The organism is Lawsonibacter sp. LCP25S3_E2, assembly GCF_052117285.1.
Lineage (GTDB): Bacteria > Bacillota > Clostridia > Oscillospirales > Oscillospiraceae > Lawsonibacter.
The window spans coordinates 138,012-152,681 of the sequence record NZ_JBQKJL010000006.1 but is presented as its reverse complement, the minus strand read 5'-3'; the positions used below and the strand labels follow the sequence as shown (position 1 = coordinate 152,681).

Annotated in this window: 10 protein-coding genes and 2 riboswitches; of the genes, 5 read left to right on the top strand and 5 right to left on the bottom strand. The window is 58.6% G+C overall.

All coding sequences use genetic code 11. The features are described from left to right. Window positions 1–28: 28 nt before the first annotated feature. The 3 genes from ACTQ3R_RS07535 to ACTQ3R_RS07525 all read right to left on the bottom strand — a co-directional run bounded on the left by ACTQ3R_RS07535 (window position 29) and on the right by ACTQ3R_RS07525 (window position 2,935). Complete coding sequence (locus ACTQ3R_RS07535; RefSeq protein WP_441778417.1) at window positions 29–538, bottom strand: stage III sporulation protein AB; 510 nt, start codon at window positions 536–538, stop codon at window positions 29–31. Continuing rightward, complete coding sequence (locus tag ACTQ3R_RS07530) at window positions 539–1,450, bottom strand: stage III sporulation protein AB (RefSeq protein ID WP_441778418.1); 912 nt, start codon at window positions 1,448–1,450, stop codon at window positions 539–541. 96 nt (window positions 1,451–1,546) lie between these two features. Beyond that, window positions 1,547–2,935, bottom strand: a complete 1,389-nt coding sequence (locus tag ACTQ3R_RS07525) for an alanine/glycine:cation symporter family protein (RefSeq protein WP_441778419.1) — start codon at window positions 2,933–2,935, stop codon at window positions 1,547–1,549. 135 nt (window positions 2,936–3,070) lie between these two features. Next, window positions 3,071–3,155: riboswitch (glycine riboswitch) on the bottom strand. A gap of 3 nt (window positions 3,156–3,158) precedes the next feature. After that, a riboswitch (glycine riboswitch) is annotated at window positions 3,159–3,241 on the bottom strand. 380 nt (window positions 3,242–3,621) lie between these two features. Here ACTQ3R_RS07525 and ACTQ3R_RS07520 point away from each other — a divergent pair. From ACTQ3R_RS07520 to ACTQ3R_RS07500, 5 genes are all read left to right on the top strand, one after another. Beyond that, the gene (locus tag ACTQ3R_RS07520) at window positions 3,622–4,848 is read left to right on the top strand and encodes an ABC transporter substrate-binding protein (protein WP_441778420.1); all 1,227 of its coding nucleotides are present in this window, start codon (window positions 3,622–3,624) and stop codon (window positions 4,846–4,848) included. Between the two features lie 164 nt (window positions 4,849–5,012). Then, a complete protein-coding gene (locus ACTQ3R_RS07515) occupies window positions 5,013–5,921 on the top strand; it encodes a branched-chain amino acid ABC transporter permease (protein ID WP_441778421.1) in 909 nt (302 codons plus the stop codon). Between the two features lie 13 nt (window positions 5,922–5,934). Then, window positions 5,935–7,275, top strand: a complete 1,341-nt coding sequence (locus ACTQ3R_RS07510; protein ID WP_441778422.1) for a branched-chain amino acid ABC transporter permease — start codon at window positions 5,935–5,937, stop codon at window positions 7,273–7,275. Continuing rightward, the gene (locus ACTQ3R_RS07505) at window positions 7,272–8,276 is read left to right on the top strand and encodes an ABC transporter ATP-binding protein (protein WP_441778423.1); all 1,005 of its coding nucleotides are present in this window, start codon (window positions 7,272–7,274) and stop codon (window positions 8,274–8,276) included. Before ACTQ3R_RS07510 ends, ACTQ3R_RS07505 begins: the two co-directional genes overlap by 4 nt. After that, a complete protein-coding gene (locus ACTQ3R_RS07500) occupies window positions 8,263–8,961 on the top strand; it encodes an ABC transporter ATP-binding protein (protein WP_441778424.1) in 699 nt (232 codons plus the stop codon). Before ACTQ3R_RS07505 ends, ACTQ3R_RS07500 begins: the two co-directional genes overlap by 14 nt. A gap of 96 nt (window positions 8,962–9,057) precedes the next feature. On the opposite strand, the gene ACTQ3R_RS07495 is transcribed toward ACTQ3R_RS07500, so the two are convergent. Both ACTQ3R_RS07495 and ACTQ3R_RS07490 read right to left on the bottom strand, forming a co-directional pair. Continuing rightward, complete coding sequence (locus tag ACTQ3R_RS07495; protein ID WP_441778425.1) at window positions 9,058–12,225, bottom strand: hypothetical protein; 3,168 nt, start codon at window positions 12,223–12,225, stop codon at window positions 9,058–9,060. Then, entirely contained in the window at window positions 12,222–14,663 is a 2,442-nt protein-coding gene (locus tag ACTQ3R_RS07490; RefSeq protein ID WP_441778426.1) for an efflux RND transporter permease subunit, read from the bottom strand. The genes ACTQ3R_RS07495 and ACTQ3R_RS07490 overlap by 4 nt, the downstream gene beginning before the upstream one ends. Between the last annotated feature and the right edge of the window lie 7 nt (window positions 14,664–14,670).

Here is a 14,670-nt window from a genome sequence, read left to right as displayed (position 1 = left end):
TGGTATTTTTCGTGGGGCTCCTGCCCGTTTACAGCAATAAAATAACCAGAAACGCTCCGCCCGACAGTCCCAAAACCTGGTAGACCCGGCCCTGCCGCCGGCGCTCCTCCTCCCACCGCTGGGCCAACTTCTCCAGAGCCCGGCGCACCACCTGGGTCCCTTCCCGCTGGGCCTGTCCGTCATAGCGCCCCAATATATCACCCAAAGGAGACAGGGCAGCCCTTCCCTCCTCCCCCAGCTCCTCCAGTCCGGCTACCTGCCGCCGCCAAAGGGTGGAAAAATCCTCTCGGTCCAGCCGATCCAGTCCTCGCACACAGGCCTCCATCAGTCTTTTGGCTGGCCCGGCACTGCGGTTCGCCACTCGCTCCAGCAGCTGCCCCAGAGGAGGGGAACCAAGCTCTAGTTCCCCTTCCACCAGCGCCAGGGCCTGAGCCATCTGTCTCAAACTCCTGCTCTTCCGGCGCAGAGTTTCCGCTGCCTGAAATCCCAAATATCCACACCCCGCCGCCAACAGCGTCGCTCCTATGAGATGGACCATTTACCTCAACTCCTCTATGTGATAGCTGCGCTTTTCTCCGTCCCTCCGAATTTGGACGCAGTAACGAAACAGCCGCTTTTCCATCAGCGCACGGTACACCGGTCTGCGCTCCAGGTCCTCCCATCCCGCCCCATGGGCGGTGGCCAGCAGTGTGACGCCACACCCCGCCGCCGTCTCCAGCGCTGCCACATCCTCGGGGGCGGTGATCTCATCCACCGCCAGCACTTGTGGGTTCATGGCCCGCAGAAGGAGCATGAGTCCCTGGGCTTTTGGACAGCCCTCCACCACATCGGTACGGGGCCCCACCTCCAGCTGCGGTTCCCCCTGAAAGAGGGCGGCTACCTCTCCCCGTTCATCCGCCAGAGACACCCGCAGGGGACAACACCCCTCCCCCCAGGACACGGCACGGATCAGGTCCCGGAGCAGGGTGGTTTTTCCCAGTCCCGGAGGAGAGAGGATCAAGGTATCCGCCAACCGTCCCCCTGGACACAGCCCGTCCAAAACAGGGGCGCAGGCCCCCTTGATCTGCCGGGCTATGCGGATGCTGGCCGAGGAGAATGCGCGCAGGGCATGGATCTGCCCTGCTTCCATGGCGGCAGTTCCGCACAAGCCGATCCGGTGCCCCCCCTGGATCGTCAGGTATCCTTGACGCACCTGAGGCAGTACTGTGTGTACCGAAGCCTGACTGGCGATTTCCAAAAGCTGCTCCAACTCTCGGCTCTCCACCGGTGCTCCCCCCAAAGAACGCTCCCCCTCCGGCAGCAGGGCGGTCATGGGCCAGCCTGTCCGCAGCCGCAGTTCCTCCACTCTGCCCTGGTCCGCCTCACTCAGCGCCAGGGCCTCCCGCCGCAGGCGCTGGGGAAGTGCCCCTACCGCCTGGCGATATGCCTGGGATGCTTTTGTCTTTTGCATAACTTCACCCGCCTTTGTCTCATCTATATGAGGACAGGCCCGGCCATATGCAAAAAAATACCGGCGGCCCTGATAGGGCCGCCGGTCAAAGCGGTTTTATTTTTTTATGGTCCTGTTGAAATAATCCCGGCTCAGCCTGGCCACCACACCGGACAAGGCCAACAGGCCCACCAGGTTGGGGATAGCCATCATGCCGTTCAAGGTGTCGGCGATGCTCCACATGAGTTTCCCGGAGCCCGTGGACCCCACCACGCACATCAGCACAAAGGCTGCTTTATAGACGATTTTGATCACCTTATTCTCCCCTGTCAGATAGCCCCAGCACCGCTCACCATAATAGCTCCAGCCCAGAATGGTGGAAAGGGCAAAGAACAAAAGGCTGACTTGAATGATAAGGCCACCCAGCTCACCGGGGAGAATGGTATTGAAGGCCTTCACCGCCGCGGCACCGTTGGAGGTATGGGCGGCCAGCGCAGTCTCTCCCAGCTCCAGGCCGGACAAAAGCACCGTCAGAGAGGTGATGGTACAGATGACAATAGTGTCGATGAACACCTCAAACACTCCCCACATAGCCTGCTCGATCGGTTCGTCGGTGGAGGAGGCAGCGTGGGCAATGGGGGCAGAGCCGAGTCCGGCCTCATTGGAGAACACACCACGGGCAAAACCCTGCTTCATTGCTACCATGAAGGCGTAGCCAAACACACCGCCGCCCACCGCCTCCATACTGAAAGCGCTGGTCACAATGTTGGCAAGCACACCGGGGACATCTCCAATGCGCATAACGATCACGACCACACCGGCCAGGATATAGAAGATGGCCATAAAGGGCACCAGATAGGAGGCCACCTGACCAATGCGCTTGACACCGCCGATGACCACAACGGCCACAATAACGGCCAGCAGTACGCCCGCCACCCTGGTGTCCATCCCGAACATTCCATTCATGGCTCCGGCAATCTCGCTGGACTGGGCGATATTACCGATTCCAAAGGAAGCGACACCGCCCAAAAGGGCAAAGAGCACGGCCAGGGGCTTCCAGCCCTTGCCCAGGCCCCGCTCAATGTAATACATGGGGCCGCCCTTGTGGGTGCCATTCTCATCGGTCACCCGGTACTCCAGAGCCAGGGCGATCTCGGCATATTTGGTACACATGCCAAAGAAAGCAGATACCCACATCCAAAACACAGCGCCGGGGCCCCCGATGAAGATGGCGCCGGTAACACCGGCAATGTTGCCTGTACCCACGGTGCCCGCCAGGGCAGTGGTCACCGCCTGGAAGGGGGACAAATTGCTCCCATGGTCTTTGTCTGACTTACGAAACAGAGATCCCACTGTATTTTTCATAATGTAACCAAACCGGCGCACCTGAACCCAGCCGGTGCGGCAGGTGAGAAACACACCAGTCCCCACCAACAGTGCCAGCATAATCGGGCCCCACACAAAGCCGCTGACTGCGCTGTTGACCGTGGTGATCATTTCCATCATGTTAATCCTTCCCCTCTCTGCAACATAGCCCAAACAGACAAACAGAGGAGTCCGGCCCGATGCCAAACCCCTCTTTTCCAAGCTATTGACGGCGATCCCGGCGGGTCCGGATTGGCCCCGATCCGTTTGCGCTGTCTCTGTCCTTTTGCCTGAGAGATTGACGGCGGAAGCTCCGCCGTTTTGCACCTTCGGCCCCCGCACAGGGCGGGTGTCTCCAGAGTGCCATCCGTCCACAGTCCTCGTACCTGAGAGCGTTACACCGTCGGTGGGCCCGTTAAAACGGGGCCGCTTCCCTGTGAACATCGTCTGGCCTGTTCAGTTGTCCGTTTGTTAAGGACAATTATATGCTCACAGCACACAAATTACAAGAAAATTTTCCGGTCGATTGCTTTATTTCGCTAATATATACAAAATATTTTTATATTCCCTCCAGTATTTCGGTATCTACTACAAAAACAGGTTTTAAAACGTCCCCATTCTCCCATATCTTGCGTTTGTTCTCCCCTCTTCTCGGCTCTCTGACAGGCAAATCTGCAACTTTGCAGAAAATACTTTGCAAATCTGTATTGCTTTTTCCCTGGCACCAAGGTATAATGTCACCATATTCGCGTACAAGTGTATTTGCCAGAAAAACATTTTTGTGGCAATTCCGCGCGAGCAACCTATTTGGAAAAGGAGTAAGAATGATGAAAAAGTTTCTTGCAAGCGCTCTTTCCGCTGCTATGATGCTGAGCCTGCTGGCCGGCTGCGGCGGAGGAAATACCTCTTCCGGCTCCACTCCCAGCGGTTCCGCCAGCACCGGCAGCTCTGCCGCCGCCGGTGACAAGGTTGTCAAGATCGGTGTCTTTGAGCCTGCCACCGGCGACTCTGCTTCCGGCGGCAAAAAAGAGATGCTGGGCATGCAGTTTGCCAACTCTGAGACTCCCACTGTCACCGTGGGCGGCGAGGAGTATCAGGTCCAGCTGGTCTACGCCGACAACGGCTCCACTACCGATAAGGCCCCCACCGCCGCCGCGCAGCTGGTCAGCGAGGGCGTGGCTCTGGTGCTGGGCTCCTATGGCTCCGGCGTGTCCATTGCCGCCAGCCCCACCTTCAGCAATGCAGGCATTCCCGCCATCGGCGTCACCTGCACCAATCCCCAGGTAACCGCCGGCAACGACCACTACTTCCGCATCTGCTTCCTGGACCCCTTCCAGGGCACCGTTCTGGCCAACTTCTCCATGGATAAGTTCCAGGCTAAGACCGCCTATTGTCTGGGCGAGGCGGGCAACGAGTACGACCAGGGCCTGATCGCCTTCTTCAAGACCGCCTTTGAAGCGGCCGGCGGCAAGGTCATCACCGACTCCTTCCCCACCAACAACTCTGACTTCAACTCCTACCTGAACAAGGCCAAGGCTGAGGGCGCCGATGTTATCTTTACCCCCGTGTCCATTGCCTACGCCACCCAGATCATCACCCAGGCCGCCTCTCTGGGTCTGGACATCCCCTTTGTGGGCTCCGACACTCTGGACGACAACATGGTTCTGGAGGCCGCCAAGGGCACCAACATCCAGCTGTACGTCTCCACCTTCTATCAGGAGGGCGGCAACCCCACCTTCGATGAGGGCGTGAAGAATTACATCAACACCGCTTCCGGCGCTCTGGACGCCAATGGCGGCAACGACACCGTGGCCGCTGTCACCGCTATGGGCTACGATGCCTACTATGTGGCTCTGGAGGCCATCAAGGCCGCCGACTCCGTGGACCCCGCCGCCATCAAGGCCGCGCTGTGGGATGTGGAGTATGACGGCGTGTCCGGCCACATCGCCTTTGACGACACCAACGGCGATGCGGTCCGCGATACCGCTTACATCAAGCACTCCACCAACGACGGCGCCTGGGAGCTGGAGACCCAGCAGACGGTGGCTCAGTAAGTCCACCCCGCACACAACGGACTGGATATTTGGCGGGGGCCCCACAGGGTCCCCGCCAAATCCTGATTATTCCCCGGCTGGGCCGCCTCAAAAGGAGGCGGGCCTTCCTCTTTTTGAGACAGCCCAGCGTCCCAACCACACATACATAATTGGGAGGAAATTCTATGGAATTTTTTATCTCCACCCTGCTGTTCGGCATTTCCGTGGGCGGCCAGTATGCTCTGATCGCCATCGGGTACACCATGGTATACGGCATTCTGCGTCTGATCAACTTCGCCCATGGTGATGTGTTCATGGTAGCCGGTCTGATGGGTATTTATCTGAACACCTTCCTGGCCGCCTGTCTCTCCCCTGCCCTGGTCATCCCTGTCATGCTCTTGCTGGTGCTGGTGCTGACAGTGGCCCTGGGCTTCTGCATTGAGCGGGTGGCCTATAAGCCCCTGCGCACCGCTCCCCGCATGTCGGTGATGATCTCCGCCATCGGCGTGAGCTATTTGCTCCAGAACTCCGCCACCTATATCACCGGCGGCCAGCCCATGATCTACCCCTCTATCCCCTTCCTGTCCGACACCATCACCGTGGCCGGAACCTCCATCAAGTGGGTAGTTATCCTCACCCCCTTCCTGGTGGTAGCCCTGGTAATCCTGCTCACCCAGCTCATCAACCACACCAAAATTGGTATGGCTATGCGCTCGGTGGCCAAGGACTTTGAGACCAGCCAGCTCATGGGCATTAAAATCAACTCCGTCATCTCCACCACCTTCATCATCGGCTCTGCCCTGGCGGCGGTGGGCTCCATGCTCTACTTCACTACCTACTCCTCCGTAGTGCCTACCGTGGGCTCCATGCCCGGCCTGAAGGCCTTTGTGGCGGCGGTGTTCGGGGGCATCGGCTCTATTCCCGGAGCGGTGATCGGCGCCTTCCTCATCGGCATCTGCGAGAACTTTGTAAAGATCCTGCCCTTTGAGGGAGCCACCACCTTCGTGGACGCCTTTACCTTCGCCCTGCTCATCATCATCCTGGTCTTTAAACCCACCGGATTGTTCGGGGAAAAGGCCACCGATAAGGTTTAAGGAGGTGCCCACAATGACATTGCAGAAAAAAGATAAAACGGGCGCTCTCATCGGCCTGGCCGCCGCGGCGGCCTTCCTCATTCTGGTCATCGTGCTGGAAAACACCCTTGCCCCCACCAGTCAGCTGTTTGTGGTGCTGAAAAAGGGTGCGGTCTACTCTCTTGTGGCCGTGTCCATGAACCTGCTCAACGGCTTTACCGGCCTGTTCTCCCTGGGCCAGGCGGGTTTCATGCTTCTGGGCGCCTATACCTACGCCATTCTCACTGTGCCTGTGGCTGTGAAGGATCAGGTATATTACCTCTTCGGCGGCTCTGCGGTGAAGTTCTCCCTGCCCGACCTCTTCGGCGGGCTGGACACCCCTGTGGGGCTCATTCTGGGCGTGATCCTGGCCATCCTGCTGGGCGGGTGCGTGGCCGCCCTGTTTGCCTGGCTCATCGGCCTGCCCGTACTGCGTTTGAAGAGCGACTACCTGGCCATCGCCACCCTGGGCTTTGCGGAGATCCTCCGGGCCATCTTCCAGTGGCAGGCCCTGGGTCCGGTCACCAACGGCGCCAATATGATCACCCAGATCCCCACCTTCAATAACTTCAACATCACCGGACCGGACGGCAAGGTGGTCCTCTATCTCTCCGCTTTCTTCCCCCTGCTCATTGCCACCTTGTGCATCATCGTCATCGTAATGCTCATCAATTCCTCCTACGGCCGGGCCTTCAAGGCCATCCGTGAGGATGAGATCGCCGCCGAAGCTATGGGCATCAACCTCCCCCGGCACAAGATGCTCTCCTTCTGCATCTCTTCCTTCTTCGCCGGGGTGGGCGGCGCCTTGTTTGCCATGTTCGCCAACAACGCCCAGGCCAAGGTCTACACCTCCACCATGACCTATGAGATCCTGCTCATCGTGGTCATCGGCGGCATCGGCTCCATCTCCGGCTCCTGCCTTGCCACCTTCCTGTATGTGGCCTGCTCGGAGTGGTGGCTGCGCTTTTTGGACAACAAGATGGTGTTCACTTCCACTATGCAGCCCAAACGCATCGCCTTCATCGTCATCTTCGCCGTGGTGGTCATCGGGGGCGCTTTTCTGCTCATCCGCCGGGAGCGCAAGGGTCCCGGACGAATGTGGGCAGAAATTCTCACCTGGATCGTCGCCCTGCTCCTGCTGGGCTGGCTGGGCTACTTCATTGTCACCGGCTCTCTGAACGTTCCTCTGATGGGAACGGGCTTCCGCATGGTGGTCTTCTCCGTCGTCATTATGATTGTGGTGCTCTTCTTCCGCCAGGGCATTATGGGTGACAAGGAATTCACCGATCTCTTCCTGCGCGGCAAGAAAGCCATTGGAAAGGAGGGGGCGAAATGAGTTTGGACAACGTCCTTCGCCTGGAACACATCACCATGCAGTTTGGCGGCGTGGTGGCGGTCAATGATCTGTCCCTGGAGGTAAACAAAGGGGAGATCGTGGCCCTCATCGGCCCCAACGGTGCCGGTAAGACCACCGCCTTCAACTGCATCACCGGGGTTTATGAGCCCACCAACGGCCTGGTCTCTTTCTGCGGAGCGCCCATGGTGCGCAACCACCCCCAGGGGAAAATGGCCAAAAGCTATCTGGGGGAACACCGGGACCTGTATACCGCCCGTCTGGATGTATCCGACCGGAAAGCCCTTTCCGCCATCGAGGCCCAAAAGGATCCGCAGGTCAAAACTCGTATGCAGGCGGACTACGACAAGGCTCTGGAAATCCGAAAGGCAGAAGAAAAGAAGCGTGACCCTCTTGCCTTTACTGACAAGATTCTCAACCCCTCTCCGGATAAAATCACCCATCTGGGCATCGCCCGGACCTTCCAGAATATCCGCCTGTTCTCCAAGCTGACGGTGCTGGAAAACGTGCTCATCGGCAAGCACATGCGGGCCAAGCAGAACGTCTTTTCCGCCACCTTCCGTCTCAATGCGGCCGAAGAAAAGCGGATGCGGGAGGAATCTCTGGCCCTGTTGGAGGAGCAGAACCTGCTTCATCTGAAGGACGAAATTGCCGGTTCCCTCCCCTATGGCCTGCAGCGCCATCTGGAGATCGCCCGTGCCCTGGCCACCTCTCCCAAGCTGCTGCTTCTGGACGAACCGGCGGCGGGCATGAACCCCCAGGAGACCCAGGAGCTCACTGACTTTATCAAGCAGATCCGGGACGAGTATGATCTTACCATCCTGATGATCGAGCACCATATGGATCTGGTCATGCAGATCTCTGACCGTATCTATGTTCTGGACTTCGGCAAGCTCATTGCCCACGGCAGTCCGGAAGAGGTACAGAACAATCCTCGTGTTATCGAGGCATATTTGGGGGTGGCAGACGATGCTGAAGATTGATGAACTAAAGGTCAGCTACGGCGGCATCGAAGCCGTCAAGGGCGTCACCTTTGAGGTGCCTGAGCGGAAAATCATCACCCTCATCGGGGCCAACGGCGCGGGTAAATCCACCACTCTGCGCACCATTGCCGGACTGGTCAAGCCCGCCCATGGGCGCATCCACCTCCAGGGTGAGGACATCACCGGCCTCTCCCCCGACCGGATCGTATCCAAGGGAATCACTCTGGTTCCTGAGGGGCGGCGGGTCTTTCCCGATCTGACCGTGCTGGAGAACCTGAAAATCGGCGCATACCTTCGAAAGGACGACCTCACCGACGACCTCAACTGGGTCTATGAGCTGTTCCCCCGTCTGAAGGAGCGCTCCTGGCAGGCGGCCGGTACCCTGTCCGGCGGCGAACAGCAGATGCTGGCTGTGGGCCGGGCCCTCATGTCCCGCCCCAAGATCATCATGATGGATGAGCCCTCCCTGGGACTGGCTCCCATTGTGGTAAAGGGTATTTTCGACATCATCAAGGAGATCAACAAGCAGGGGGTCACCGTGCTGCTCATCGAGCAGAACGCCAACATGGCCCTGAAAATTGCCGATATCGGCTACGTACTGGAAACCGGGCGCATTACCCTCTCCGGAACCGGACGGGAACTTCTGTCCAACGAGGCAGTAAAAAAAGCCTATCTGGGCACCTGACCTCACTGGGGTCTTCTCCAACCGGCATAAGGCAAGGCGGCACAGCGAAAGCTGTGCCGCCTTTTTCTGGCGTTTTAAGAGCCCAAATAAGAAACGTCACACATCGGCGGTGGAATTCTCTTCCGCCTTTCTGTGCCACTTCTTTCTAGAGACAAACCACGCTCCCAAAAGTAAAGCGGCACCTCCGGCTCCCAACACCCAGAGCCAGGGGAAGGGAGCTCCCGCGTCCAGCAGCAGGACCTGACCCTGCGCCGGTGCGGAAAAGATCAGGTAGCTGCCTTCCAGCGTGCTGTTCACCAATCTCCACTGTCCGTTCTCATAGACTGCCGCCCCAGGCCGTTTCGTATCCTCTGCCCGGAGGCGGACTGTGACGGTATCCTCCTGGCTGCCGGTCACTGCATAGCTCCAGGCGGCCAGGGCATTATAGCCCTCCGCCTTCCAGTCGGGTAAGCGCACCTGCTCTACAGTCAGGCAGGCATCTGGAGCAAAGGTGCCCTCCACCAACAGCTGGGCTACCCCTTCCTGGTCGGCCAGGGTGGCGGTGGGGGAGGTAAATTGAGCCTTCAGCACCATGGAGCGGCGTAGATTCTGGGTGGGGAACTGAGGCCACTGGCCATACTGGCCGTCTTGCTCCGGAGTCTCCGGCACCTGGCTCATATCCAGGTCCTCCCCATAGGAAAAAGGAATCTCCGCAATCGTTTGGTCATGGACCACAAAACGGTAGGAGAAGGTGAGAAAATCCGCGGGAATCCCCTCTAATTGGGAAAAGGACGCAAAGTCCAGGCCCTGGGCAATACCGGAATAGTCCACCCCGTCCAATCCGGCCAGGTCTTCCATGAGATAGCAGTTTTCGGTGAGGGTGCCCTCCGCCTGTCCGGCAATAGCGCCCTGATACTCTCCGTCACTGTCAGCACGTACCATGGTCCGGCAGTTGGAAATATCCTGGCCCAGGCCGGTCACACCCCCCAGCCAGCTCTGGCCGGTCAGGTCGGTAAGGGCAGCACAGCGGATGACCTTCCCCCGTGTCCGACCGGCAATGCCGCCGCAGTAATCCCCGCCGGTTTCGATACTTCCCCGTGCGGCACAGTCCAGAATCACACCCGCTTCACACCGGCCCGCCACACCGCCGCCGCATTCATTTTTGACCGTTACCGCACCATCAAACCGGCACTGGCGCACCAGCGCCCGGAGGGTGGCATATACATCGCTCATCAGCTTCAGGTCTCCCAGGTCAAAGGTGGCCTCCGGGTCGTCTCCCAGCTCAGCGGACACAGTACCCACAATACCGCCTACATTGGAGTCCCCCTCCACGGTACCCGAGGCAGTACAGTTCATCACCAGCCCCGGCCCCTGAGATTCCTCGTCAGTAAGGTCCGTAACCGTCAGCTCCGGCTCCTCCCCCAGGCCGGAAATGGCCTGGCGCACCTGCTCCATCTGGTCCATAATGGCCTGGCTGGAGGCATAAAGGGCATCGTTGTCCTCTTTGGCAGCCTGCGTTATGCTATCCATCTGATCCTGGATGGCGTTCAGTTCATGGTGAATATCATCCACTGCCGACTGGGCCTTCTCCCCCAGGGTATCCGTATATTCCTTTAACAGCGCTCGAATCTGGTCGCTCCCGCGGCTGACTTCCTCCAGAGAATCCTGCGCTTTGTCCGCAAAGGCGCTGCCCGCCTCATTGAGGTCGGTAAGTGCCCGGTACAATCGGTCCAACGCCCGGTCCATATCCCGGCCCGCCTGGCCCACGGCTTGGGATGTCTGGTCATAAATGTCTGCCCACTCTCCCGGCAGCCGGGCAGCCAGACTTGAAATTGTCTTCAGCACCTGGGTAATGACATTCATATGGCCCACCGGGTCCAGAGATGGAAAGGGCAGCTGCAGCGCCTGTTCAAACTGACCGGATCGAATCAGCTGCGCCACATCGGCCAGGTATTGTTTCAGTGCATCCAGCTCCTGGATCATAGCTTGCCGGTGATCCTGAAGCGTCTGGAGCTGGGTATGGATGGCGGAAACCGTACGTTCCAGGGCATGAATGGCATCCCCTAAACCACTGTCTCCCTGTGCGGCCAACTTTTGCAAGGCCTCAAGCAAGGCATCCGACTGGTCCAGGGTCTCCTGGAGTGCATCTCCTGCATCATCTCCAAAGTTGCCCAGATCCTCCCGCAGCTGGTCCAGGCTTTTGCTGATTTGCGTGGTATATTGATATAGGGAGTCGGACATGGCTCGAAAATCCCCTACCCCCTCTGTCCCGGCCGCATAGACCCGGTCCTGAACGGCAGACAGGGAACTTTGAACGCTCCGCGCGTCCGTAAGGCCCTGGGCGACCATGGTATTGAGCTGACTGGTAAAGTCCTCTAGCCGGTCGAACAAGGCAGCCAGGCTGTCGGTCAGCCGCTGGGAGGGGGAGTCACCGTAAGTAAGGCTGGTGTATGGCTCAAACTGGCCCACAATGCCGCCTACATCCTTGCGTCCCTTGACCGGGCCGGTATTGGCACAGCCGGAGACCTCCCCGGACTGAAGGCCCACAATGCCGCCCATATTATAGCCCACATGCTGATACCCCACCGCTCCGGCGTTGGTGCAGCTCCGAATTGTCCCACGGGACAATCCGGCCACGCCTCCCACGCTGGTGGGTGTCTCCTGGTCCGCCTGAATATTCACGGAAGCGCTGTTGATACACCCTTCGATCCATCCCAGGTTTTGGCCTGCAATTCCGCCCACATTGGTCACACCGGACACACCGGCTTCATTTCGGCAGCTCAGCAGCCTGCCCTCCGTTCCGTTGAGCCCCACCAGGCCGCCCACATCCTCTTGGGCCTCCACAGAGCCCTGGGCAACGCAGCTCCGGATGGTCCCATAGTTCTCCCCGGCCAACAGCCCCGCCTGGCTGGCCGAGCCCTGGGGCTCCAGGGTCCCCTCTACAGTAAGATTCTCCACCACTGCACTCTGGGTCAACGTACGGAACAGTCCCGTCTTCGAGCCCTTTTCTGCAAACGAAAGGCCCGAGATGGTGTGGCCGTTGCCGTGGAAGGTGCCCTGAAAGATGGGGACTGGGGTAAAGTCACCGCTCAGGTCCAGGTCAGCGGTAAGCTCCACGGTGAGGCCCTGGGACCAAGTGTCCTGGGTACATCTCTTGGAAAAGCGGATAAAATCCTGAACCGTGGAGATCATGACCGTGTCCGAGGCCGCAGCAGCGGGCAGGGTCAGGGTAATCAGGAGCGCCAGCACCGTCAGGAGGGCAGCTCCTCGCTGTATGTGTTTCATGGGTGATCCTCCTGTTCCGAAGTGTCCAGCTCCTGATATTTGCTCTCGATGAGGGCATCTACGCTGCCGTGGAGCACCCCTTTGAATTCACCGTCCACAAAGCCCGATACATGGCCCCGGATATGGCCGTCCAGGCGCATGGTGCCCTGATTAAAGCGCTGTTTCCGGTCCCGGTTAAGGGTAATGGCAGTGCGCTCGATAAGGGCATCTCCCAGCATGAGCAGCTGGGGCAATACGGTCATGACCAAAATGATGGAGGTAACCGTTCCCCTCCCCAGGGTCTGGCCCACCGAGCCGATGGTGGCGTCAGTGGAAATGCCGCCGATAAGGAAGCCCGCCACCGCCATGATGGTGCCCGAGGTCAGGATGGTGGGGAAACTCTGACTTAACGCCTCCACCGCCGCCTGCTTGCGTTCCATCACGGTTTTCAGCTCCATATAACGGTTGGTGATGACAATGGCGTAGTCAATGGTGGCACCCATCTGGATGGAACTGACCACCAGGTAGCTCAGGAAGAACAGATTTGTTCCCGTGAGCACCGGCACAGAGAAGTTGATCCAGATAGAGCCCTGAATGGTAAGTACCAGCAAGATCGGCAGGCCCGCCGATTTGAACGTGAACAGCAAAATCACCATGACAAACAAGGCCGTGAGGACGCTGATCTTCAGGTTGTCCCCGGAGAAGGAGCTGGCCAGGTCAAAGGCGTTGGTGGAGTTGCCCACCAGGATCACGTCCTCCCCATAATACTCCTGGGCGATGGAACGGATCTGATCCAGCAGAGCATAGGTCTCCTCCCCCTCGGTGGGCACATCGGCCACAAAGACCAGTCGGGACCAGTTCTCTCCCCGCAGCTGCTCCAATCCCACGTCCAGCTGCTCCTGGAGGTCGTTCACTTTGTCCTCCTGCTCTCCGGTAAGGCTGACCACGCCTTTGTCCTTCTGCTCCAGAAGGAACTCAAACACGTCGATGAGAGGAACGGCGTAGTCATCCGGGTCCTGGAAAATAGCCCCATATTCCTCTACACTCAGACCATAGGCCTGATAAAGCAGCCGGGCAAGCTCGATGTCCACCCCGGCCAGCTCCGAAAACTGCCGGGGCGTCATTTCATCGGTGAGCATCCGGCCATCCTCCACCTCGATGTTGGCCAGGCCGGTGGCCTGGGTCACCTGAGGCAGCTGAGATGCCCGCTCTAAGATCCGCTGCTCCTTGCCGTAGCTTCCCCGTGGCACCAGAACGGCGATGGTATTTTTAGACCCGAAGGTATCCGCCACCTTTTCGTCGGCGATGCGCCAGTCGGGCTTGTTGTCAAAGTCGGTGTCATTGGTGTCAAAGACGTAGTCACACCGCGAAGAAAGCACTGCCCCGGCTACCACTACCACCAGGAAAATGGGAGGCAGCACATAGCGCAGACGGACGATGATCTTGCCCCAGAAATTGATCTTAGGCACCAGATTGCGGTGGCGGGTGCGGTCGATGGGGCCGCTGAAGAGCATAAGAAGTCCCGGCATCAGCAAAAAGACGCACAGCATACTGCACACAATGCCCTTGGAAAGAACAATGCCCATGTCAAAGCCGATGCGCAGCTGCATAAGCATCAGGGCCACCAGGCCGGAAATGGTAGTCAGACTGGAAGAAGAGATCTCCACAATGGCCTTGCTCAGCGCTTCAATATCCGCCTCTCGGGGGCTTAGGCCGTTGTCCCGCTCTTCCATGTACCGGTGGCAGAAGATGATGGCGTAGTCGATGGCCAGGGCCAGCTGGAGGACCACGGCAATGGAGTTGGTAATAAAGGAGATCGTGCCGAAAATGAAGTTGGTGCCCATGTTGAGCACCGCAGCCACCACAAAAACGATGAGATAGACGGGTACCTCCATGTAGCTTTTGGAAGTAAAGAGCAGTACCACCACAATGACCACTGCTGCAATGGCCAAAATGACCGTCATCTCTTTTTGCAGACTGGCCGACTCATCCCGGCCGATCTGGGTGGAAGAATAGACGTCGTAACCCTCCAGAGCAGCGAGCACCCCGTTCATGGCCTCAATCGTGGCCGGGTCAGTTTCTTCCCCGTCAAAGGAGATGGTAAACAGGGCCGAGGCTTCTTTGTAGTGCTCCGATGTATCATCAAAGGCAACCTCGGATACTCCTGGGACGGCTTCCAGCTTCCGGGCCAGGTCCTGGGCCGTTTGGTAGGTCACATTGGCCACCATCACATTGGCGCTGCCCAGGGTGATGAACTCCTCATCCATAATGGTAAGGCCCCGTCGGGTCTCCGTCTGGGCCGGGAGATACGAAGTAATATCATTGTTCACTTGCACTTTATTGATGGACGCCCCGCAAAACACAAAGGCGGCAATAAACACCAGATAAAATGCCTTCCGTTTGTCCACGATAAAGCGGGCAAGCTTGATCATAGGGCTTTCCGTACGTTTTTCCTGCATGATAAGG